We start from the raw sequence: 21,080 nt of genomic DNA on the forward strand, positions 1-21,080 counted from the left end.
TGCAGAAGTTATCCACAGCCCGCTTCCAGCGGTTCAGTGAATGTGAGGTATCCCATAGTCGGAAGTTGGGTGCGGGCGGTCTAGGCTAGCCCCATGGCTTTGGAGTTCCTGCGCGTCGGTTTCGCCCCGCACTACGTAAATTACCTGGATGGCTGGGACCGGCAGCGTTCCCTCCATGCTGAGGTGCTGGCCGGAACTGCACCGGATACCGTGCTGCTCCTTGAGCACTCCCCCGTGTACACCGCGGGCAAGCGCACCGAGGACCATGAGCGCCCCTTCGACGGAACCCCGGTCATTCCGGTGGACCGCGGCGGCAAGCTCACCTGGCATGGCCCGGGCCAGTTGGTGGGCTACCCCATCCTCCGGCTCCCCGACCCCACAAAAGTTGCCGAATATGTCGAGATTCTCGAGGACGCGCTTATCAGCGTTTTGGATGACTACGGCATTAGTGGTGAACGCGTGGCCGGACGGTCCGGAGTCTGGGTCCGCAGTGGCGGCAGCGACCGCAAGATTGCCGCCATTGGCATCCGGGTCCACCACGGAGTCACCATGCACGGTTTTGCCCTGAACTGCAGCAACGACCTTGCGCCGTACAGCCAAATCATTGCGTGTGGAATCGCCGACGCCGGAACCACCACCATCTCGGCCGAAACCGGCCGCAGCGTAACACCGAACGATCTGGTGGCCCGGGTGGAAGAAGAACTCTTCCGCCGCAGGGAACACCTTGTCCGCGAACACCCAGTTCCCACGGACACCGCCACTCCGGAACCAGGCGAAGCCGCCGGCCGGTCGAAAGGAGCCCTCCTATGACTCTTGCACCCGAAGGCCGCCGCCTGCTGCGCATCGAACAGCGCAACGTGGCCGTCCCCGTGGAACGCAAGCCCGAGTGGATCAAGGCGAAGGTCTCCATCGGCCCCGAGTACGTCCAGCTCAAGAGCCAGGTGCAGAAAGAGGGCCTTCACACCGTCTGTGAAGAGGCCGGCTGCCCCAACATCTTTGAATGCTGGGAGGACAAGGAGGCCACCTTCCTCATCGGCGGCTCTGAATGCACCCGCCGCTGCGACTTCTGCCAGATTGACACCGGCAAGCCTTCCGCCGTCGACATTTTCGAACCGACCAAGGTGGCCAGGTCGGTGCAGAAGATGAACCTTCGCTACGCGACCGTCACCGGCGTCGCCCGCGATGATCTGGAGGACGAAGGGGTTTGGCTCTATGCCGAGACCATCCGCAAAATCCACGAGCTGAACCCGGGAACCGGCGTCGAAATCCTGATCCCCGATTTTTCCGGCAAGCCCGAGCACATTGAGGCCATCTGCGATGCGCGCCCCGAGGTCTTTGCGCACAACGTGGAGACCGTTCCGCGGCTGTTCAAGCGCATCCGTCCGGCCTTCCGGTACGAAAGATCGCTGGACGTCATCACGCAGGGACAGAAACTGGGGATGGTCACCAAGTCCAACCTGATCCTGGGGATGGGCGAAACCCGTGAGGAGATCTCCGGCGCACTGCGGGATCTGCGCGGCGCCGGCTGCGACCTGCTCACGATCACCCAGTACCTGCGGCCCAGCGAGCGGCATCTGCCGGTGGACCGGTGGGTCAAGCCGCAGGAATTTGTGGAGCTCAGCGAGGAGGCCACTGAACTGGGTTTCCTTGGGGTAATGAGCGGCCCCCTGGTGCGTTCCTCGTACCGGGCCGGCCGGCTTTGGGCGGGTGCCATGCGCAAAAAGGGCCTGGAGCTCCCGCCGCAGCTGGCACACATCGAGGATTCCGGCACCACCCTGCAGGAGGCATCCTCCATCCTCGCCCGCCGCTGACCACCACTGAAAGCACCATCCACCCCTGCCGGCCAACGGCCTCTGTCCACTCTGGCCGTTCCGGTGGGGGCGCCGGCGTACGCCCACCGCGAACCCGGACCGCGGAATGCCCCGGCCTTGGGCTTCGTCCGCGCCGGGCCGCACGGACCGGACGCTTGAATCACGTAGAATTGAACCACTATGGCCAACAGCACAGATTCCGACGCACCCAAGAGCGCCCGCCGCGGCCTCTTCTCCCGCAAGCCCAAAGCGGAGAAGAAGAAAAAAGGCCCGGGCCGCATGAAGCAGATTGCCGACGTCTTCAAGATGACGCGGCGCAACGACCCCAACCTGGTGTGGGTGATGCTGGGCGCGTTCCTGGGCATCATCGCCGTCGGGCTGATCATCGGTCTGCTGATCGACAACTGGATCACGATGCTCATCATCGCGGTTCCGCTGGCCCTGTTGGCCGCCGTGTTTATCCTGTCCCGCCGTGCCGAGCGGGCCGCCTTCACACAGATTGAGGGCCAGGCCGGCGCTTCCGGCGCCGCACTGAGCATCCTCCGCCGCGGCTGGATCCTGGAAGAGCAGCCGGTGGCCATCAACCCCCGCAGCCAGGAAGCCGTCTTCCGTGCCATCGGCCGCCCGGGCATCGTCCTGGTGACCGAGGGCGCCCCGGGCCGTGCCAAGGCCCTGGCCGACGGCGAACGCCGGCGAATGAACCGCATCGCCCCGAACGTTCCGGTCCACGTCATCCAGACCGGCAACGGCGACAACCTGACTCCCCTTTCCCAGGTGGCCAAGAAGGCCAAGAAGCTGCCTAAGGCCCTGACCAAGCAGGAGGTCCAGGCGGTCAACAAGCGTCTGGCCGCACTGGGCACGCGCCTGCCCATCCCCAAGGGAATCGACCCGTACAAGGCACGCCCGGACCGCAAGGCTTCCCGCGGACGCTAACCTCTGAGCCGGCGCAGTGCCGGCTGAAGCATCAAAAAAGGACCCTTCCCGAACGTTGCCGCTTCGGAAAGGGTCCTTTTTTGATTGCTGTTTCCCGGGCCCGCTGCCCCGGCCCTGAAAGAGCGGCGGCGCCCGGCCGCCGCCGTCGTCGTGCTTAGCGTTTGTGCTGGACCTTGACCAGGACGGTGCCCATGGCGCGGTCATGAAGGCCGCGCTGGTCGGTGTCGAAGACGACGGCGGGAATCACCAGGCACAGCAGCAGGCTCCGCACGAGGGCCGGGAGGAACCCGGCTGCCGTGCCGTCGAGGCGCTGTACCTGGAGGCTGAACACGCGGTGGCCAATGCTGTAACCGAGCAGGCCCACAAGCACTATCTGTTCGATCGCAAAGATCACCAGGGTGGCCGTGGACGACCACCCGAAGAAGGCGTAGGAAATCACCGAGGCGATAGCCCAGTCGATAAGAATCGCGCCCAGCCGCGGACCAACCCGGCCGATGCTGCCGGGGCCGGTCTTGGGCCGGCCGAGGCGCTTGCCGGGCCATGAGTTTTCGTCGGACGGAGGGCCTTCCAGCCACGAGCCTAAGCTTCTTCTATCAACCACGGTTTAAGACTACCCGCCGTCAATGAAGCCGCGCTCCGCCCCTAAATGCTTCCACAGAGCCGTTAAGGCTAGGGTAGAGGAGAGACTTCGGTCGCGTAACTTGCCTGAAACACCGCCGACACGGTCGAGAAATTTGCTCCCCCTACAGTTCTAAGGAGTTGACAGGGAAGCCGTTTCCGTCCATGGGCAGGTCAGGCCGGGACACCCGGAGTCATCCACCCAAATTGTGTAAAAGGAGCAAAGTACCGATGTTCAAAACTGCGGACGAAGTCCTCAAGTTCATCGCTGACGAAGATGTTAAGTTCGTCGACATCCGATTCACCGACCTCCCCGGAGTGCAGCAGCACTTCAACGTACCGGCGAAGTCCGTAGATGCCGACTTCTTCATCAACGGCCAGCTTTTCGACGGCTCTTCCATCCGCGGATTCCAGGGCATCGCAGAATCCGACATGCAGCTGATCCCGGACGTCACCACCGCGTTCCTGGATCCGTTCCGCATCGAGAAGACCCTGGCGCTGAACTTCTCCATCGTCAACCCCCGCACGGGCGAGCCGTACCACCGCGACCCGCGCGGCGTTGCCGAGCGCGCCGAAGCGTACCTGGCTTCCACCGGTATCGCCGACACCGCGTACTTTGCCCCCGAGGCCGAGTTCTTCGTGTTCGACAACGTGCAGTACGAGTCCTCCCCGCAGGGCAGCTTCTACAAGGTGGACTCCATTGAGGCACCGTGGAACAGCGGCCGCGAGGAAGAGGGCGGAAACCTCGGCAACAAGACCCCGTTCAAGGGCGGCTACTTCCCCGTGGCTCCCGTGGACAAGCAGGCGGACCTGCGCGACGCGATCTGCGTGGAGCTGGACAACGCCGGCCTCGAAGTTGAGCGCGCCCACCATGAGGTTGGCGGCGCCGGCCAGGCTGAGATCAACTACAAGTTCACCACCATGACGCACGCGGCCGATGACCTGCTGAAGTTCAAGTACATCGTCAAGAACGTCTCGGACGCCTGGGGTAAGTCGGCCACCTTCATGCCGAAGCCCGTCTTCGGCGACAACGGCTCGGGCATGCACTGCCACCAGTCGCTGTGGAACGGCGCCACTCCCCTGTTCTACGACGAGAAGGGTTACGCCGGCCTGTCCGACGTTGCCCGCTGGTACATTGGCGGCCTCCTGAAGCACGCTTCCGCCGTCATGGCCTTCACCAACCCGACGGTCAACTCCTACCGCCGCCTGGTCAAGGGCTTCGAAGCTCCGGTCAACATGGTGTACTCGCAGGGCAACCGCTCTGCCGGTATCCGTATCCCGATCACGGGCTCCAACCCCAAGGCCAAGCGCATCGAGTTCCGCGCTCCGGATGCTTCCTCGAACCCGTACCTGGCGTTCGCAGCCCAGCTGATGGCCGGCCTGGACGGGATCAAGAACCGCATCGAGCCCGCCGATCCGATCGACAAGGACCTCTACGAGCTTCCCCCGGAAGAGGCCCTCGGCATCCAGCTGGCCCCCGGCTCCCTCGAAGAGGCCCTGGACGCCCTGGAGAACGACAACGAGTTCCTCCAGGCCGGCGGCGTCTTCACCCAGGACCTGATCGACACCTGGATTGAGTACAAGCGCGAATACGAAATCAAGCCGCTGATGCTGCGCCCGAACCCGTACGAGTTCGAGCTGTACTACGGCTGCTAAGCCCTCAAAGGCAAGACAGCGGGTCCGCCCGCTGACGAGCCCCGCACCGTTCGCCGAATTCCGGCGGATGGTGCGGGGCTCTTCTCTTTTGCCCGTTGCCGAGATGCCAGAAACGGCTGTTCCCAGCGTCCAGAAGGGCACCTTCTGCCATTTCGCGGCGGGTTAGGCGACCGTGCGCCGATACTTGGCGGCCGCAAGGAAATATCCCAGCAGCAGGATCGCGAGCAGCCAGGCGAGGGCCACCCAGATTCCGCTGCCGACTGGTTGCTGTTGGAACAGCGCCCGGACTGTGTCCACGATGGATGTTACGGGTTGGTTCTGCGCGAACCAGGCCACCGGGCCCGGCATCGAATCCGTGGGCACAAACGCCGAACTGATGAACGGGAGAAAGATCAACGGGTAACTGAATGCACTGGCGCCGTCGATGGTCTTTGCCGAGAGCCCCGCGAGGACAGCGATCCAAGTCAGGGCCAGTGTAAACAGGACCAGGATTCCGATCACCGCAAGCCATGCGGTGACGGACGCGCCCGTACGGAAGCCCATGATCAGCGCCACTGCCAGAACGACGGCGACGGCGGCCAGGTTCGCCGCCAGCGATGTGAACACATGTGCCCACAGCACGCTGGACCTGGCTATCGGCATGGAGGAGAAGCGTTCGAAAATGCCGCCCTGCAGATCCATGAACAGCCGGAAGGAGGTATAGGCGACACCGGAGGCGATGGTGATCAGCAGGATGCCGGGCAGCATGTAGTCCAGATACGGCCCGCCGGATCCCGTGTTGATCGCACCGCCCAGGACATACACAAAGAGCAGCATGAGAGCCACGGGCGTGACTGCCGTGGTGATGATCGTGTCCGGGCTGCGCACGATGTGGCGCAGCGAACGCCCGGTCAGCACCCGCGTGTTACTGAAGACATGGGAGGTCATTGCAGGTCCTTTCCGCGGGGCGATGTTCGGCCGGGACCGTTGCCGCCGGCGTCGTCGTCACCCACGAGCGCAAGGAAGACGTCCTCAAGGGATGGCTGCTTCTCGATGTACTCGACCTTGGCCGCCGGCAGGAGCTGCCTCAGCTCGGAAAGCGTGCCGTTCTGGATGATGGTGCCCCGGTGGAGGACCGCAATCCGGTCGGCGAGGTGCTCAGCCTCCTCGAGGTGCTGGGTTGTGAGCAGCACGGTGGTGCCGCTTCCCGCGAGCTCGCGAATGGTTCGCCACACCTCGTTGCGTGCCTGGGGGTCAAGCCCGGTGGTTGGCTCGTCCAGGAAGATGACCGGTGGATTACCGGTGAGGCTCATCGCGATGTCGAGCCGCCGGCGCATCCCGCCCGAATAAGTGCCTGCCCTGCGGCCGCCCGCATCAGAGAGCGAAAAGCGGGCCAGCAGGCGGTCGGCCGTCCCGCCGGGGTCTTTGAGCTGCCGAAGTTTGGCCATGAGGACAAGATTCTCCCTGCCGGTCAGCACCTCGTCGATTGCGGCAAATTGTCCGGTCAGGCTGATGGATTCGCGGACCCGCCCAGGTTCGCTGCCGACGTCGAAGCCGCAGACAGCTGCGGTGCCGGCGTCCGCCCGCAGGGTAGTTGCCAGGATGCGCACCAGCGTGGTCTTGCCGGCGCCGTTGGAGCCCAGCAGCGCAAAAATGCTCCCCGCCGCCACCTCAAAATCCACGCCCCGCAGCACGTGAACGTTCTTGAACGATTTTTCGATGCCCTGGACCCGTACTGTGGGGGCCGTGGCTTGGTGACGCGTCATGTCCCGGCCTTCCGCCGTGGTTACGCTTCCTCTGCGGCTTGGTCAATGGTTTCGTTCAGGCGCGTGCGCTCCTTGTTAATCCACTGGCCGTCCGTGTAGTTCCGAAGAAAGTCCTCGGCGAACTCGACCGGATCCTCTCCCACAATGCCGCGGATCGGAGTTCCGTCAGCAGCTGCTCCCTCGAACAAATCGGCCAGATCCTCGACCATCTGCAGGAAGACATCACCCTTGGCGATCGTTCCGGCGTACGTAATGTAGCGCTCGAGGCCGTCAATCGCCGTGCGGTAGCCCTGAGGCAACTGCTCTTTGCGGGCTTTGTACTGCCGCCAGCGCTTTTTGTCTTCGCTCGAGCCGATAACCTGCTCGATCCATTTTGCGGTCATGGTGACGTTCCTTCTTCCTCCGTGTTTTCCGCCAGCCGGCGGAGCTCCCTGATCCGTCCAGCCAGGAAGTCCCAGGATCCCCAGAAATCTTCGAGGTATGCCCCGCCCGCGGCATTCAGCGAGTAAACCTTGCGGGGCGGCCCCTTTTCCGACGGGACCTTTTCCACGTCCACAAGGCCGCGCTTCTCGATCCGGACCAGCAGCGCGTACACGGTGCCCTCCACGATGTCCGAGAACCCCTGGTCGCGCAGCCGGGCGGTGATTTCGTAGCCGTACGCCGGCTGGACGGCCAGCAGTGCAAGGACGATGCCCTCGAGCGTTCCCTTGAGCATCTCGGTCATTTGCTTACCCATGAACCAACCCTGCTACTCGGTGTTACTTAGTACTAGTAGATAGTAACACTGAATAGCGGTGCGGCAAGAGCCCCTGGGAGTGGGCTGGACGGGCTTCCCTTCACGGAACCGGCGACCCGCCGGCAGGGCAGAGAGCAGCTGACAGGTCCCCTTACGGACGCTACTGTGATTCCCGCCGGCCAGCGGTGCAGCCAGGAGGTGCGTGCGTGGCTCAGTGAGAGGATCGGACCGGACTTCCATTTCGACGCCGCGATGCGGGAATTTTTCGCCGGAGCCGACGGCACGCAAACCCTGTCGGGGGCAGTCGAACACTGGCACCGCACCCGGGATTCCATTCAGAAGGCCATTGGCAGCCAGTTCGAATACAACCGGTTTACCCGGGCCTGGCACACGGCCAATCCCCGGGGATCCAGGGATGACCTGCTGGCCGCGTGGCGCCTGTACCGCAGCCGTCCGGTTGACAAACGGGACCGGGCCTAAAAAAGCTTCGTATGCTCCCGGACCAGCTCGGCATGCTCCGGAGCAATCTGCGGCCCTGCCGGCCCCAACAGCATGACCAGCGGTTCGAACCACTTCAGCACGCACAGGGAATTCAGCCGTCCGAAGGCGAAAAGATCCTCGGAGGACAGCGGTTCGCCTTTAATCAGTCGTGTCAGTGCCTCCCCCGAATCGGAGCCCTGGATGGTCAGGTCCAAATCGCCGGCGGCCGTTATGGCGTCCCACTCCCGCAGCGGTTCACCGGGGCGGTGGTTGGACGTTTCGCCGTGAAATCCTTCGCCCGCATCATGTTCCGGGGAAGCCAGCAGCTCGTCCAGCCGGTCGTACAGTTCCCCCGCCATATCCGGTTCAGCACCGCCGGCATCATGGTCCTCGACGGAGGCGAAGGCTGAAAGGACCTCCAGCCGACTGCGTCCCTCGGCGATGTCGGTGAACTTGAGGACCTCCAGACGTGGGCGGCCGGGGTGGTCCCCGGATTCAACCGTCCGCACAATCCGCGCGGCATGGCCAGGGCCGGGCGAGTGGGTGACCTCGTGGAATGATCCGAACAGCTCCACTTCCCGGCCCTGCCATGCGATCGAATAATTCCAGATCCCGCCGGTGCGTGGCACAAAATCACGGATCCGCAGCTCGCTCCCCCGCGGCCCCACCCACCGGCTCAGCAGCCGGGAGTTGATGTGGGCGCCGAAGACGCTGGCGGCAGGCGCGTCAAATTCCCGGCTCAGCGCCTGGTTCCGGCCTCCCGCTGGATCAGTCACGGTGCGCTCCTTTCCTGGAGGCTAGTAAGAGTACGGATCGGAGAAAATGAGGGCCAGGATCAGGACCGACAGCAGCGTAAAGATGACACCCAGGATCAGGCCGATGATGCCGAACACCTTGTAGACGGGAGCACGGTCGCTCTGGTTTGACAGCCCGATGGCTGAGAAGGCGCCGGCGGCAAGGGAAATCACCGAGCCAACGATCGGGATAAAGAACATGAAGAAGGAGACGATCCCCAGGATGAACCCGGTCAGGGCCAGCGGGTTGGAGCGCAGGGGCTTTTGTCCGTATCCGGGATAGCCCTGGTATCCGGGGTAGCCCGGATAAGCCGCAGGCTGCCCCGCATACCCCTGCGGGTAGCCCTGGTACCCCTGATGCTCCGGGTAGTCCTGCTGCCCGTCTGCAGCGGCCGCTACGGCGTAGCTTTGCGGCTGGGCCGGAGGCTGGAATGTCGGGTACGCCTGTTGCTGGCCTCCCGGGTAGCCCTGGTTGCCGGGATAGGACGGAAGATCTTGGGCTGCGCCGCCGGCGTCGCCAAACGCCGGAGCCTGCGGGACCGCTGCAGTTTCCGGGCCCGGCTGATTCTCTGACGGATCCCCGGCTGTCGGCGCACCGGAGCCGGAAGGCTCAGCCGGAGCCAGCGGCATGGTGTGCATGCTCCAGTTCTGGCCGTCCCACCATTTCTGTTGGTCCGGGTTCGTTGGATCCTGGTACCAGCCTGGCAATGGCGAGCTCATGTGGTGTTCTCCTGGGATGGCCGGCGGAGCCGGGGGCGTCATGGGTTGTAGTCCATACGGTAGCCGATCCGGGCCGGAATGCGCTCAGCGGCGGACACCAAGCCGCGTGCAGGTCAGGGCACGATCTGCGTGCTCACCGATGTGTCGGGCTGGGAATTGTTGAGCATGTTGATCTCAACGGCTGAGACGCCTCCGGCCACGAGGGCGCAGCCGGCAATGATTGCGGCGATCTGGGCTTTGGTGGACCGTTGGGTGCGTTGTCGTGTTTTTGCGGCATGATTGAGCATGGATACCTCCATTGGGTTGCTGATAGTGTCCGGCGCGGCGCAGTGCCGTCTGAACCGGAGGGAATGGGGAGTTCAGGACGGCGCAGGGGGCGCATCCACTCCGGGGCAGTGTCTGGCGTGCGGCTTATTTGCGCCGCTTCACCAACAGATAGCTGCCCACCATTAAGTCTAGGAGGCCCCTTTCCAGCAATTCAACGTGGGTCTCATCACCCTCCGGGCGGCTCCGCAGGCCTTAACGACGACGGCGGCCGCCCCCGAAGGGAACGGCCGCCGTCGTGGCGCCAGAGGTGCAGCGTGAGGTAATCCGGGCTAAAGCACCTTCGCCAGGAAATCCTGCAGGCGCGGCTGCGCGGGCCGGGAGAACAGTTCCTCCGGAACGCCTTCCTCGACGATGTGCCCGTCGGCCATGAAGATCACGCGGTCAGCCACTTCACGGGCGAAGCCCATCTCATGGGTCACCACCACCATGGTCATGCCGGCCTTGGCGAGGTCGCGGATAACTTGGAGCACTTCGCCCACCATTTCGGGGTCCAGTGCTGATGTGGCTTCGTCGAAGAGCATGATGTCCGGAGCCATCGCCAGCGCACGGGCAATCGCGACGCGCTGCTTCTGGCCGCCCGACAGCTGTGCGGGGCGGGCATCGGCCTTGTCCGCCAGGCCCACCTGGTCCAGGAGCCGCAGGGCGTTGGCGCGGACCTCGGCCTTGGAGCCCTTTTTCAGTTCCAGCGGAGCGAGCATGACGTTCTGCAGCACGCTCATGTGCGGGAAGAGGTTGAAGTGCTGGAAGACCATGCCGATGTTCTGGCGCACCTTGTTCAGGTCCACCTTCGGATCGGTCAGGCTGTAGCCGTTGACCTCCACCTCGCCCGCCGTGATGTCTTCGAGCTTGTTCAGGCAGCGCAGGAACGTGGACTTGCCGGAGCCGGAGGGGCCGATGACGCACACGACTTCGCCCTCGGCGACGGTGACGTCCAGGCCCTTGAGGACCTCGTTGGTGCCGTAGGACTTACGCAGTCCGCGGGTTTCGATTTTGCTCACTTGTTGAACCTCTTATCCAGGACGTCCGCCAGCTTGGTCAGCAGCGTGATGACGATGAAGTACAGGGCCGCAACGATCAGCAGCACCTCGGCGGTGCGGAAGTTCACGGCGTAGATCTGCTGTGCCTGGTAGGTGAGCTCGGCGAAGCCGATCACGGCCAGCAGCGATGTGTCCTTCAGGGTAATGACGAACTGGTTGATGAATGACGGCGTCATGATCTTCACTGCCTGCGGAATGATGACCTTCTGCATGGTCTTGCCGTAGCCCAAACCGAGGCTGCGCGATGCTTCCATCTGGCCCGGGTCCACGGACTGGATGCCGCCGCGGACAATCTCAGTCATGTAGGCGCCGGCGTTCAGCGACAGGGTCAGGACGCCTGCGGTGAGCACGTCAACCGGCTGGCCGATCAGCTGCGGCAGGCCGAAGTAGAAGAAGAACGCCTGCACCAGGACGGGGGTGCCGCGGAAGATGGCCACGTACGTGGTGGCGATGCCGCGCAGGATGACGTTGCTGCCCACCTTGAAGAAGCCGAAGAGAACACCCAGCACCAGGGCGAAGACCAGCGACAGTGCGGTGGCCAGCAGGGTCAGGCCCATGCCCTTGGCGAACGCCGGGGCGTTCTCGGTCAGCAGCGACCAGAAACTGGAATCCTTGGCTCCGGCTTCGAGATAGCGGTCCAGGATCTCGTCGTACTCGCCGCTGGCCTTCAGCTCGGCCAGGCCGGCATTGAAGGCTTCCAGGAGCTCGGGGTTGGTGCCCTTGTTGACGGCGAAGCCGTAGGAGGAACCGGCTTCCTTCTCCGTGACGGTCTTGAGCCCGTTGCCGGATGCCACGCCGTAGGCGAGCACCGGGTAGTCATCGAAGACTGCCACGGAGCCGCCGGACTTCACGTCGTCGTACATCTGCGCCGACTGGGCGAAGGCAACTACGGTGAAGCCGTACTGGTCCTTGATGGAGTCCGCGAAGGTCTGGCCCTCGGTGCCGGTCTTGACCGCCACGCGTTTGCCGGCCAGGTCCTCATAACCGGAGACGTCGTTGTTGGTCTCGGCGACAGCCATCTGGATGCCGGACTCAAAGTACGGGTCCGAGAAGTCGAAGACCTTTTGGCGTTCCTCGGTGATGGACATGCCGGCGATGACGCCGTCCACCTGGTTGGACTGCAGCGACTGCAGTGCCGCATCAAAGCCGAGGGAGCGGATGTCTACGCTGAAGCCCTCCTCCTCGGCGATGGCGTTGATCAAGTCCATGTCTATGCCCACGAGCTCGCCGTCCTGGCGGAACTCGAAGGGTGCGAAGGTGGTGTCAGTGCCGACGGCGAAGCTTTTGCCCTCGACGGCGCTGGTGGTGTCTGCCGCGAAGGCCCCGGTTGCGGGGACGCCAAGGAGCAGTGCGAGGGCCGCGGTCACCGCGACGAAGGGCGCGGCGAACCTAGCCCGGCCCCGGAGGGCCCGTTTGCCAGTGTGCAAGGTGAAAACGTCTCCTAGATGTTCCGGAACGGCACAGAAATGCCGATAATGCCTCATAGAGCCTACCGAGCACGGAGCGCAGGAACTAACCGGGAGGCTCCCGGTCCGGGATCAGGAGTCGTTGTAGCCGTAGAACCAGCCCTCGAAAACGGCGCGGGACCGGCGGGTGATCCGCAGGTAATCCTCTTCCAAAACGCCGCCCTGGCCCGGTCCGTAACCGCACCAGCGGGCCACCGCCTCCAGCTCGCGGCGTGAGGAAGGTAACACGTCAGGGTTCCGTCCGCCACGGATGACATTGGCGCACCGGATCCGGCTGGCCAGCAGCCATGCTTCCCGCAGGATGGCCGCATCAGCAGCCGGCAGCAGCCCCGCGTCAGTGATCGCATCCAGCGCCGGAAGGGTTGCGGTGGTCCGCAGCGCCGGGTGGGTGCCGGCATGCTCGAGCTGCAGCAGCTGCACCAGCCATTCGACGTCGCTGAGGGCGCCGCGGCCCAGCTTGAGCTGCCGCGAGGAATCGGCTCCGCGGGGCAGCCGCTCGTTCTCCACCCGCGCCTTGATCCGGCGGATCTCGCGGATGTCCTGTTCGCTGACTTCGGCTGAATAGCGGATCGGATCGATCAGGTCCACGAAGTCTTCCGCCAGCTCGTCGCTGCCCGCCATCGGGCGGGCTCGCAGCAGCGCCTGTGCCTCCCAGATCAGCGACCAGCGGCTGTAGTACTCGCGGTAGGAGCCCAGACTGCGGACCAGCGGACCGTTGCGCCCTTCCGGGCGCAGTCCGGCGTCCAGGACCAGCACCTTTTCGGCCAGGATCGCCGGAGTGCAGGGCTGCTGCAGCAGCGCGGAGAGCTGACCGACAATCCGTTCGGCCTGGGATTGGGCGGCACCGGGGTCGGCTCCGGGCAGGGCACGGTGGACGTACAGCACGTCGGCGTCGGAGCCGTAACCGATTTCCCGTCCCCCCTGCCGGCCCATGGCGACCACCAGCATGTCGGTGAGTTTGTCCTCACCGGACAACACGTCGGCCTCCGCCACGTGCAGCGCGCCCAGCACTGCGGCGCGGTCCGCGTCGGCGAGCGCCCGGCCCACTTCCTCCTGGGTCAGCAGCCCGGCACTGTCCGCCAGGGCGATCCGCAGCATTTCGCGGCGCCGGATCAGGCGGATCAGGCGCATGGCCTCCCGGGGATTGGGGTGGCGGGACATTTTGGACCGGATTTCCTGCCACTGGGCCTCGAAGGACATCGGCACCAGGTCCTTGTCCGTGTCCAGCCATGCCGTGGCTTCCGGGGAAACCTCCAGCAGGTCGGTAATGAACCGGCTGGAGGACAGGATTGAGCACAGCCGCTCCCCCGCGGCCGAGGAATCCCGCAGCATGCCCAGGTACCAGTGGGTTTCCCCCAGGGACTCGCTCAGCCGGCGGAAACCCAGCAACCCGGCGTCGGGGTCCACGCCGTCGGCCAGCCATCCCAGCAGCACCGGCAGCAGCTGGCGCTGCAGGGCGGCGCGGCGGCTGATTCCGGCGGTCAGGGCCTCAATGTGCCGCATGGCCCCCTGGGGATCCACATATCCCAGCGCGGCGAGCCGTGCCTGCGCTGCCGCCGGTGAGAGCTTGACTTCGTCGACGCTGAGGTTTGAGGCGGTGTTCAGCAGTGGACGGTAGAAAATGCTCTCGTGCAGCCGGCGGACCAGGCGCTTGGTGCGCTGCCAGGTGTCGGTGAGCCGCTCGGCGGTGGGGCGGCCGACGGCGAGTGCACCGCTGGCTGCCTTGGCCAGGGCACGCAGGGCCGGTTCGGTGTCCGGCATCAGGTGGGTGCGCCGCATGTGCACCAGCTGGATGCGGTGTTCCAGGACGCGGAGGTAGCGGTAGGCCGCGTCGAGGTCCACGGCGTCGGTGCGTCCGATGTAGCCGCCCTCGCTGAGGGCGGCAATGGCTGACGTCGTGGAGCGCACCCGCAGGGTTTCATCGGTCCGCCCGTGCACCAGCTGCAGCAGCTGCACGGTGAATTCCACGTCGCGCAGGCCCCCGCTGCCCAGTTTCAGCTGCCGGGCCTCCTCCGAGGCGGGAATGTTGTCGGTGACCCGGCGGCGCATGGCCTGGACCGACTCCACAAAACCCTCGCGTTCGGTGCTGGACCAGATCAGCGGAGCCACAGCTTCCTCGTAGCGCCGGCCGAGGTCCGGATCCCCGGCCGCGGCCCGCGCTTTGAGCAGTGCCTGGAACTCCCAGGTGTGGGCCCACCGGGTGTAATAGCTCAGGTGTGAGTCGAGGGTGCGGACCAGTGGACCGTCCTTGCCCTCGGGACGCAGGTTTGTGTCCACTTCCCAGAGGCCGGGTTCGGGGGCAGAGGCGTTGATGGCCCGGGAGATGCCGGCGGCAAGAGCCGTGCCGATCTTCCCGGCAAGGGCATCGTCCAGCCCGCTGGAGTCCATCACGTAGATGACGTCGACGTCGGAAATGTAGTTCAGTTCCCGTGCTCCGCACTTGCCCATGGCAATCACGGCCAGCCGCACCCGGGAGATGTCTTCGGCCGGGTAGCTCGCCGCGAGTTCCGCGCGGCTTACCGCCAGCGCGGCTTCCAGGGCGGCACCGGCCAGATCCGCGAGCTCGCGGCCGACGGCGGGAAGCACGTCGGTGGGCGATGCGGCTCCCAGGTCACGGACGGCCAGGTCGAGCAGGTGCCTGCGGTAGCGGGCACGCAGCGCCACGTAGGCTTCGGTGCCGGTGAGCCCGGCCACGGGGGCGTCGCCGGTGCCGGCCTTGACTGATTCCAGCAGCGAAGCGCGCAGGGTATCGGCGGCAACTTCCGCCGGTTCCGCGCGCAGCGGCGCCCGCAGGCTCTCGGCGGCTTCCGGATGGCGCATCAGGAACTCGGCCAGCGCCTCGGAAGCGCCGAGCAGCCGGAACAGGGCCTCGCTTTCCTCTTCGCCGCCCTCGACCAGTTCGCGCAGCTCAGGCACCCGGTCCAGCAGGCGGACCAGCGACTGCAGGGCAAGGTCCGGGTCCGCGGCCTGCAGGAACCCGGTAAACAGCGCCGTTTCGTCCAGCCCGTCAAGCTCCGGGGCCTGGAGGAAACGGCTGCTTTTTTCCAGGTCCGTGAAACCTGCGGCAATTAGCCGGCGGGTGAGACTCATCGGAGGTCCTCCATATCGCTCATCCAAACCATCCAGGCCAACGTGCCGGCACGGGCCGGCAGGGGGCTAGAGAATGCCCAGGTTTTTCCGCAGCTCGAACTGTGTGACGTGCTGGCGGTATTCGTTCCATTCGGCGCGCTTGTTCCGCAGGAAGTTCTCGAACACCTGCTCGCCGAGGATATCGGCCACCAGTTCCGACTCCTCCATGGCCCGCACGGCGTCATGCAGTGAGGCCGGCAGCGGATCCAGGCCCATGGCGCGCCGTTCGGCCGCCGAGAGGCTCTCGACGTCGTCCTCAGCCCCGGCGGGAAGCTCATAGCCCTCTTCAATGCCCTTGAGCCCGGCGCCGAGCAGCACCGCGTAGGAGAGGTAGGGGTTGGCGGCGGAGTCAATGCCCCGGTACTCGATGCGCGCGGACTGGCCCTTGCCGGGCTTGTACAGCGGAACCCGGACCAGCGCTGAGCGGTTATTGTGGCCCCAGGACACGTAGCTGGGCGCCTCGCCGCCGCCCCAGAGCCGCTTGTAGGAGTTCACGAACTGGTTGGTCACCGCGGTGAATTCCGGAGCGTGGCGGAGCACGCCGGCGATGAACTGGCGTGCCGTCTTGGACAGCTGGAATTCCGCGCCGGCCTCGAAGAACGCGTTGGTGTCACCCTCGAACAGCGAGAGGTGCGTGTGCATGCCGGAGCCGGGGTGGTCGGAGAAGGGCTTTGGCATGAACGTGGCGTAGCAGTTGGTGGTCAGTGCCACTTCCTTGACCACGGTGCGGAACGTCATGATGTTGTCCGCCGTCTGCAGCGCATCCGCGTACCGGAGGTCAATTTCGTTCTGACCGGGGCCGGCCTCGTGGTGGCTGAACTCCACCGAGATGCCCACGGCTTCAAGCATGGACACCGCGGTGCGGCGGAAGTCCTGGGCCACGCCGCCGGGGACGTGGTCGAAGTAGCCGGCCCGGTCCACCGGGACGGGCTCGCCGTCGGGGCCCAGCTCATCGGACTTCAGCAGGTAGAACTCGATCTCGGGGTGGGTGTAGCAGGTAAAGCCCATGTCAGCGGCCTTGGCCAGCTGGCGCTTGAGCACGTTGCGCGGGTCCGCGGCGGAGGGCTGGCCGTCCGGGGTGAGGACGTCGCAGAACATGCGTGATGTCTGCTCGGAGTCCCCGCGCCACGGCAGGATCTGGAAGGTGGAGGGGTCCGGCTGGGCCAGCATGTCCGATTCGAAGACACGGGCCAAGCCCTCGATCGAGGAACCGTCAAAGCCCAGGCCTTCCTCGAAGGCGCCTTCAACCTCGGCCGGAGCCAGGGCCACGGATTTCAGGGTGCCGACAACATCGGTAAACCACAACCGCACAAACCGGACGTCTCGCTCTTCGATGGTGCGCAAAACGAATTCCTGCTGGCGGTTCATCCCTACCCTCTTTCTGGACGGTGGGACTGCCCGGTTTCCCCGGTGCGGTCCCTGTGCTTCAAGCCTTCCTTCACTCTACCCATCCCGCGGCTGATTTCCGCCGCGGCTGCCCCCGCGGTCCCCGCGTTACGGCGAGCGTTACGGGAGACGCGGCACCATGCCGCCTTCCTGCGCCGATTGGGCCGCCCGGCTTAGGGGAACTGTGCCGCAGCACCCTTCGCTTTTAGTAGGCTCGGCTCATGAGTGACGCCGAGCACCCCGCCCCCTACGCCGCCGGACCTGGCTCTTCCGAAAGCACCAAACCCGCCGGTCCGCGCCGCATCCGCATCCCGCACCTGCAGCAGATGAAGGACTCCGGGCAGCATTTCGCGATGCTCACCGCCTATGACCAGTACACGGCCGGCATCTTCGACGAGGCGGGCATCGAGGTGCTGCTGGTGGGTGACTCAGCGGCCAACAACGTGATGGGGCACGCCACCACCCTGCCGATCACGCTGGACGAGATGATTGTGTTTGCCCGGTCGGTGACCGCCGGTGCCAGCAGGTCGCTGGTGGTCTGCGATCTGCCCTTCGGTTCCTACGAAGTGTCACCGGAGCAGGCCGTTCAGTCCTCCATCCGGCTGCTCAAGGAAGGGCTGGTGCACGCGGTGAAGATGGAAGGCGGCGCCTTCTACGCACCGCACGTGCGCGCCCTCACTGCAGCGGGAATCCCCGTGATGGCGCATGTGGGGTTCACCCCGCAGAGCGAGCACGCCCTGGGCGGCTACCGGGTCCAGGGCCGCGGCGATGCACGCCGCGCGGTGCTCGACGACGCCGCCGCACTGGCGGAGGCGGGTGCCTTCTGCGTCCTCATGGAAATGGTGCCGGCCGACGTCGCCGCCGAGGTGGATGCCGCCGTCGCCGTCCCCACCATCGGCATCGGAGCCGGCAACGCCACCACCGGCCAGGTGCTGGTCTGGCAGGACATGGCCGGGATGCGCGGCGGCACCATGCCAAGGTTCGTCAAACAGTTCGCCGACGTCCGGTCAGTGCTCTCCCAAGCGGCCAGGACGTACGCGGACGAGGTTCGCGGCGGCACCTTTCCCGGGCCCGAGCACAGCTTCTGAGCGCGCTCCCGCTGCCGGACAGGGTCACCGGGTAGGCTCGCCGGGTGGAAAAGAGCACCAGTGAAAAAGTCGTCTGTTATGTGGTGCAGGGTGAGCACCTCCTGGTGTTCACCCACCTGGACGTTCCCCTCGACGTCACCGGGGTCCAGGTTCCAGCGGGCACCGTCCGCCTGGGCGAAGACCCCGCCGCTGCGGCGGTACGCGAAGTGCTGGAGGAGACCGGCCTCAGGGCAGTGGTGGTGCGCCGGCTCGGAACCGCCGCCTATGACTACTCCCCCGCACGGTTCGAGACAGCCACTCGGCACTTCTTCCTCCTGAGCCCCGCCACGCCTGCTGCCACCGCGCAACGGTGGGAAGCCGGCGAGTCCGATCCGGAACACGGCAGCGGGACCAAGCGCTGGGAGTGCCGGTGGATGCCGCTGACGCAGGCTCATGTACTGTCCGCCGGCCTGGGGGCCATGGTGGGATCCCTTTACGACTAGGAACCCACGGAGCCGGTTACCAGTTGCGGTTTTCTTCGTCTTCCTTGTCCCAGGCCTCGTTGCGCTGCTGGACCTTCTGCAGCGCAAGCTCTGCTTCCTCAGGGGTGGGATACGGGCCCAGCAGCTTGGTCCAGTCAGACTGCGGGCCCTTTTCGACCTCGTGGGTGACAACGTTGAACCAGTACTCAGCCATGATGTGCGCTCCTTGAAAAGGCTTCCGGCCCCCCGGCTGGGGCGCCCCGGTGCCGCGGCATAAGCCGTCCGGCGATAAGATCGATGGTATGCCCCACACTCTTGCCACCGCACCCCTCGGCCACCTCACTCCGGGAACTGTGAGCCCCCGCCTGCCGGTTCCCGCGTCCATCGCGCGGCCGGAATATGTGGGCAAGGAAGCTCCCGTCCCGTTCACCGGTTCCGAGGTCAAGTCAGCCGAGACCATCGAGAAGATCCGCATCGCCAGCAAAATCGCAGCCCAGGCGATCGTGGAGGTGGGCAAGCACATCGTCCCCGGCGTCACCACCGACGAGCTCGACCGGGTTGGCCACGAATTCCTCCTGGACCACAAGGCCTACCCGTCAACCCTGGGATACCGGGGTTTCCCGAAGTCCCTGTGCTCCTCGGTCAATGAGGTCATCTGCCACGGCATTCCGGACACCACGGTGCTTGAAGACGGCGACATCATCAACATCGATATCACCGCTTACATCAACGGCGTGCATGGCGACACGAACTGGACGTTCCTGGTGGGCGACGTGGATGAAGAGTCCCGCCTGCTGGTGGAGCGCACCTCCGAATCCCTCCGGCGGGCCATCAAGGCGGTCATGCCGGGCCGGGAAATCAACGTTATTGGCCGCACCATCGAGTCCTACGCCAAGCGCTTCGGCTATGGCGTGGTCCGCGATTTCACGGGCCACGGAGTGGGCGAAGCGTTCCACACCGGCCTGATCATTCCCCACTACGACGCCGCGCCGGCCTACAGCCGTCTGATCGAACCGGGAATGGTGTTTACCATTGAGCCTATGCTCACACTTGGCACCATCGAGTGGGACATGTGGGATGACGATTGGACCGTCCTCACCAAGGACCGCAAACGAACCGCCCAATTTGAGCACACCCTGCTGGTCACGGATACCGGCGCTGAAGTTTTGACCCTCCCCTGAGCAGCGTTCGCGCCGCCGAGACAGACCTACATCTGGAGAACCATGGCCAAGAAACATAAGAGCAAGCACGGCGACGGCAACGCGGTCATCGGCATTGATATCGGCGGCACCGGCATCAAGGGCGGCATTGTCGACCTGACCAAGGGCAAGCTGATCGGTGAGCGGTTCCGCATTCCCACGCCGCAGCCTGCCACCCCCGAGGCCGTGGCCGGCGTGGTGGGACAGATCGTCGCCGAGCTGTCCTCGCGTCCGGAGGGGCCGGGCCCCGATGTTCCTGTCGGAGTCACTTTCCCGGCCATCATCCAGCACGGTGTGGCACGCTCCGCGGCGAACGTGGACAAGAGCTGGGTGGACACCGATGTGGACGCGCTGCTCACCAATGCGCTGAACCGCGAGGTCCAGGTCATGAATGATGCTGATGCCGCCGGGCTGGCCGAAGCACGCTACGGCGCCGGCCGCGGCATCGACGGCACCGTTCTGGTGATCACCCTGGGCACCGGAATCGGCTCCGCCCTGATCCACCAGGGCGTTCTGATTCCCAATGCGGAACTGGGACACCTGGAAATTGACGGGTACGACGCCGAAAGCCGGGCTTCCGCCTCAGCCCGCGAACGCGATGACATCAGCTGGGAAGAGTACGCCAAGCGCCTGCAGCGCTACTTCTCCCACGTGGAGTTCCTGTTCTCCCCGGACCTGTTTGTGGTTGGCGGCGGCATCTCCAAGCGCAGCGAGGATTTCCTGCCGCTGCTGGACCTGCGCACGCCGCTGGTGACCGCCAACCTCAAGAACAATGCGGGCATCGTGGGTGCTGCCCTTCAGGCGGCAATGCACTTCAAGTACATCAAGTAGAACCCGGCGAAGGCTCGGCGGCATTGACGATCCGCTGGGCAGGTTAAGCCCGGAAAGCGGCGGCAGGATTTCCCTGCCGCCGCTTTCCGCGTCACAAGAGCTTGTCAGCGGGCGCTGAGCGGCCGCTGGGATCCGGCCGGAACGGCGCCCTGACGCGCGGATTCCCCGCGGAGTTCAGCTATCGCTGCTTCGAAGTCTTCCAGCGATTCGAAAGCCTGATACACGCTCGCGAACCGCAGATAGGCCACCTGGTCCAGCTTCTGCAGCGGCTTGAGGATGGCCAGTCCCACCTCATGCGCATCAATTTCAGCCACACCGCTGGCACGGATCGATTCCTCGACCTCCTGCGCCAGCATGGCCAGGTCATCCTCGCTCACGGGCCGCCCCTGGCATGCCTTGCGCACACCATTGATGACCTTGCCGCGGCTGAAGGGCTCGCCGACACCGGAACGCTTAATGACGCTCAGGCTGGTGGTCTCCACCGTGCTGAACCTGCGCCCGCATTCGGGACACTGGCGGCGGCGTCGGATGGCGGATCCGTCGTCGGCCAGGCGGCTGTCGACGACGCGGGAATCAGCGTTGCGGCAGAACGGACAGTACATCCGGTGTCCTTTCGCTGGAGGTCAATGGCCGGCAGGCACCCACGCCTGCTGCGTCACGCAC

At 65.1% G+C, this 21,080-nt stretch carries 23 protein-coding genes; 9 read left to right on the top strand and 14 right to left on the bottom strand.

Going from position 1 to position 21,080, the window contains the following annotated elements; genetic code table 11:
- Nucleotides 1-93: 93 nt before the first annotated feature.
- The 3 genes from lipB (at nt 94) to AAE021_RS08620 (ending at nt 2,744) form a co-directional block, all read left to right on the top strand.
- Entirely contained in the window at nt 94-810 is a 717-nt protein-coding gene (gene lipB, locus AAE021_RS08610) for a lipoyl(octanoyl) transferase LipB (RefSeq protein WP_342025194.1), read from the top strand.
- A complete protein-coding gene (gene lipA / locus AAE021_RS08615) occupies nt 807-1,811 on the top strand; it encodes a lipoyl synthase (protein WP_342025195.1) in 1,005 nt (334 codons plus the stop codon). Before lipB ends, lipA begins: the two co-directional genes overlap by 4 nt.
- Before the next feature lie 180 nt (nt 1,812-1,991).
- On the top strand, nt 1,992-2,744 hold the full coding sequence (locus tag AAE021_RS08620; RefSeq protein ID WP_342025196.1) for a DUF4191 domain-containing protein: 753 nt from the start codon (nt 1,992-1,994) through the stop codon (nt 2,742-2,744).
- A gap of 154 nt (nt 2,745-2,898) precedes the next feature.
- On the opposite strand, the gene AAE021_RS08625 is transcribed toward AAE021_RS08620, so the two are convergent.
- A complete protein-coding gene (locus tag AAE021_RS08625; protein WP_342025197.1) occupies nt 2,899-3,345 on the bottom strand; it encodes an RDD family protein in 447 nt (148 codons plus the stop codon).
- 248 nt (nt 3,346-3,593) lie between these two features.
- Here AAE021_RS08625 and glnA (AAE021_RS08630) point away from each other — a divergent pair, with 248 nt between their 5' ends.
- A complete protein-coding gene (gene glnA, locus AAE021_RS08630; RefSeq protein ID WP_342025198.1) occupies nt 3,594-5,018 on the top strand; it encodes a type I glutamate--ammonia ligase in 1,425 nt (474 codons plus the stop codon).
- Nucleotides 5,019-5,180: 162 nt separating this feature from the next.
- On the opposite strand, the gene AAE021_RS08635 is transcribed toward glnA (AAE021_RS08630), so the two are convergent.
- The 4 genes from AAE021_RS08635 to AAE021_RS08650 are packed head-to-tail and all read right to left on the bottom strand — an operon-like array spanning nt 5,181 to nt 7,499.
- Nucleotides 5,181-5,945, bottom strand: a complete 765-nt coding sequence (locus AAE021_RS08635; RefSeq protein WP_342025199.1) for an ABC transporter permease — start codon at nt 5,943-5,945, stop codon at nt 5,181-5,183.
- Nucleotides 5,942-6,763: an ABC transporter ATP-binding protein gene (locus AAE021_RS08640; protein WP_342025200.1), complete on the bottom strand. Its 822-nt coding sequence runs from the start codon at nt 6,761-6,763 to the stop codon at nt 5,942-5,944. Before AAE021_RS08640 ends, AAE021_RS08635 begins: the two co-directional genes overlap by 4 nt.
- Nucleotides 6,764-6,783: 20 nt before the next feature.
- Nucleotides 6,784-7,146 carry a DUF1048 domain-containing protein gene (locus AAE021_RS08645; protein ID WP_342025201.1) on the bottom strand — a complete coding sequence of 121 codons (363 nt, stop codon included), beginning with the start codon at nt 7,144-7,146 and terminating at the stop codon, nt 6,784-6,786.
- Nucleotides 7,143-7,499, bottom strand: a complete 357-nt coding sequence (locus AAE021_RS08650) for a PadR family transcriptional regulator (RefSeq protein ID WP_342025202.1) — start codon at nt 7,497-7,499, stop codon at nt 7,143-7,145. The genes AAE021_RS08645 and AAE021_RS08650 overlap by 4 nt, the downstream gene beginning before the upstream one ends.
- A 198-nt stretch (nt 7,500-7,697) precedes the next feature.
- Between AAE021_RS08650 and AAE021_RS08655 the strand changes: the two genes are divergently transcribed.
- On the top strand, nt 7,698-7,979 hold the full coding sequence (locus AAE021_RS08655) for a hypothetical protein (RefSeq protein WP_342025203.1): 282 nt from the start codon (nt 7,698-7,700) through the stop codon (nt 7,977-7,979).
- On the opposite strand, the gene AAE021_RS08660 is transcribed toward AAE021_RS08655, so the two are convergent.
- The 7 genes from AAE021_RS08660 to glnA (AAE021_RS08690) form a co-directional block, all read right to left on the bottom strand.
- On the bottom strand, nt 7,976-8,755 hold the full coding sequence (locus AAE021_RS08660; protein ID WP_342025204.1) for a hypothetical protein: 780 nt from the start codon (nt 8,753-8,755) through the stop codon (nt 7,976-7,978). The two genes, AAE021_RS08655 and AAE021_RS08660, sit on opposite strands and share 4 nt — an antisense overlap.
- A gap of 21 nt (nt 8,756-8,776) precedes the next feature.
- Nucleotides 8,777-9,493 carry a DUF2510 domain-containing protein gene (locus AAE021_RS08665; protein WP_342025206.1) on the bottom strand — a complete coding sequence of 239 codons (717 nt, stop codon included), beginning with the start codon at nt 9,491-9,493 and terminating at the stop codon, nt 8,777-8,779.
- A 113-nt stretch (nt 9,494-9,606) separates the two neighbouring features.
- Complete coding sequence (locus AAE021_RS08670; protein WP_342025207.1) at nt 9,607-9,780, bottom strand: hypothetical protein; 174 nt, start codon at nt 9,778-9,780, stop codon at nt 9,607-9,609.
- Nucleotides 9,781-10,089: 309 nt separating this feature from the next.
- On the bottom strand, nt 10,090-10,818 hold the full coding sequence (locus tag AAE021_RS08675) for an amino acid ABC transporter ATP-binding protein (RefSeq protein WP_342025208.1): 729 nt from the start codon (nt 10,816-10,818) through the stop codon (nt 10,090-10,092).
- A complete protein-coding gene (locus AAE021_RS08680; RefSeq protein ID WP_342025209.1) occupies nt 10,815-12,284 on the bottom strand; it encodes an amino acid ABC transporter substrate-binding protein/permease in 1,470 nt (489 codons plus the stop codon). The genes AAE021_RS08675 and AAE021_RS08680 overlap by 4 nt, the downstream gene beginning before the upstream one ends.
- 111 nt (nt 12,285-12,395) lie before the next feature.
- Nucleotides 12,396-15,413, bottom strand: a complete 3,018-nt coding sequence (locus AAE021_RS08685; RefSeq protein WP_342025210.1) for a bifunctional [glutamine synthetase] adenylyltransferase/[glutamine synthetase]-adenylyl-L-tyrosine phosphorylase — start codon at nt 15,411-15,413, stop codon at nt 12,396-12,398.
- Nucleotides 15,414-15,479: 66 nt separating this feature from the next.
- Nucleotides 15,480-16,820, bottom strand: a complete 1,341-nt coding sequence (gene glnA / locus AAE021_RS08690; protein WP_342025211.1) for a type I glutamate--ammonia ligase — start codon at nt 16,818-16,820, stop codon at nt 15,480-15,482.
- Between the two features lie 239 nt (nt 16,821-17,059).
- Between glnA (AAE021_RS08690) and panB the strand changes: the two genes are divergently transcribed.
- A complete protein-coding gene (panB, locus tag AAE021_RS08695) occupies nt 17,060-17,926 on the top strand; it encodes a 3-methyl-2-oxobutanoate hydroxymethyltransferase (RefSeq protein ID WP_342025212.1) in 867 nt (288 codons plus the stop codon).
- Nucleotides 17,927-17,970: 44 nt separating this feature from the next.
- Nucleotides 17,971-18,408, top strand: a complete 438-nt coding sequence (locus tag AAE021_RS08700) for an NUDIX domain-containing protein (protein ID WP_342025213.1) — start codon at nt 17,971-17,973, stop codon at nt 18,406-18,408.
- Nucleotides 18,409-18,424: 16 nt separating this feature from the next.
- Here the strand turns inward: AAE021_RS08700 and AAE021_RS08705 are convergent, their stop codons facing one another.
- A complete protein-coding gene (locus AAE021_RS08705; protein ID WP_152218702.1) occupies nt 18,425-18,601 on the bottom strand; it encodes an SPOR domain-containing protein in 177 nt (58 codons plus the stop codon).
- An 88-nt stretch (nt 18,602-18,689) separates the two neighbouring features.
- Between AAE021_RS08705 and map the strand changes: the two genes are divergently transcribed.
- On the top strand, nt 18,690-19,568 hold the full coding sequence (gene map, locus AAE021_RS08710) for a type I methionyl aminopeptidase (RefSeq protein WP_342025214.1): 879 nt from the start codon (nt 18,690-18,692) through the stop codon (nt 19,566-19,568).
- A gap of 42 nt (nt 19,569-19,610) precedes the next feature.
- Nucleotides 19,611-20,417 carry a polyphosphate--glucose phosphotransferase gene (gene ppgK / locus AAE021_RS08715; RefSeq protein WP_342025215.1) on the top strand — a complete coding sequence of 269 codons (807 nt, stop codon included), beginning with the start codon at nt 19,611-19,613 and terminating at the stop codon, nt 20,415-20,417.
- Nucleotides 20,418-20,521: 104 nt separating this feature from the next.
- Here the strand turns inward: ppgK and nrdR are convergent, their stop codons facing one another.
- Nucleotides 20,522-21,019 carry a transcriptional regulator NrdR gene (gene nrdR / locus AAE021_RS08720; protein ID WP_342025216.1) on the bottom strand — a complete coding sequence of 166 codons (498 nt, stop codon included), beginning with the start codon at nt 21,017-21,019 and terminating at the stop codon, nt 20,522-20,524.
- Between the last annotated feature and the right edge of the window lie 61 nt (nt 21,020-21,080).

The organism is Arthrobacter citreus (genome assembly GCF_038405225.1).
Taxonomy (GTDB): domain Bacteria; phylum Actinomycetota; class Actinomycetes; order Actinomycetales; family Micrococcaceae; genus Arthrobacter_B; species Arthrobacter_B citreus_A.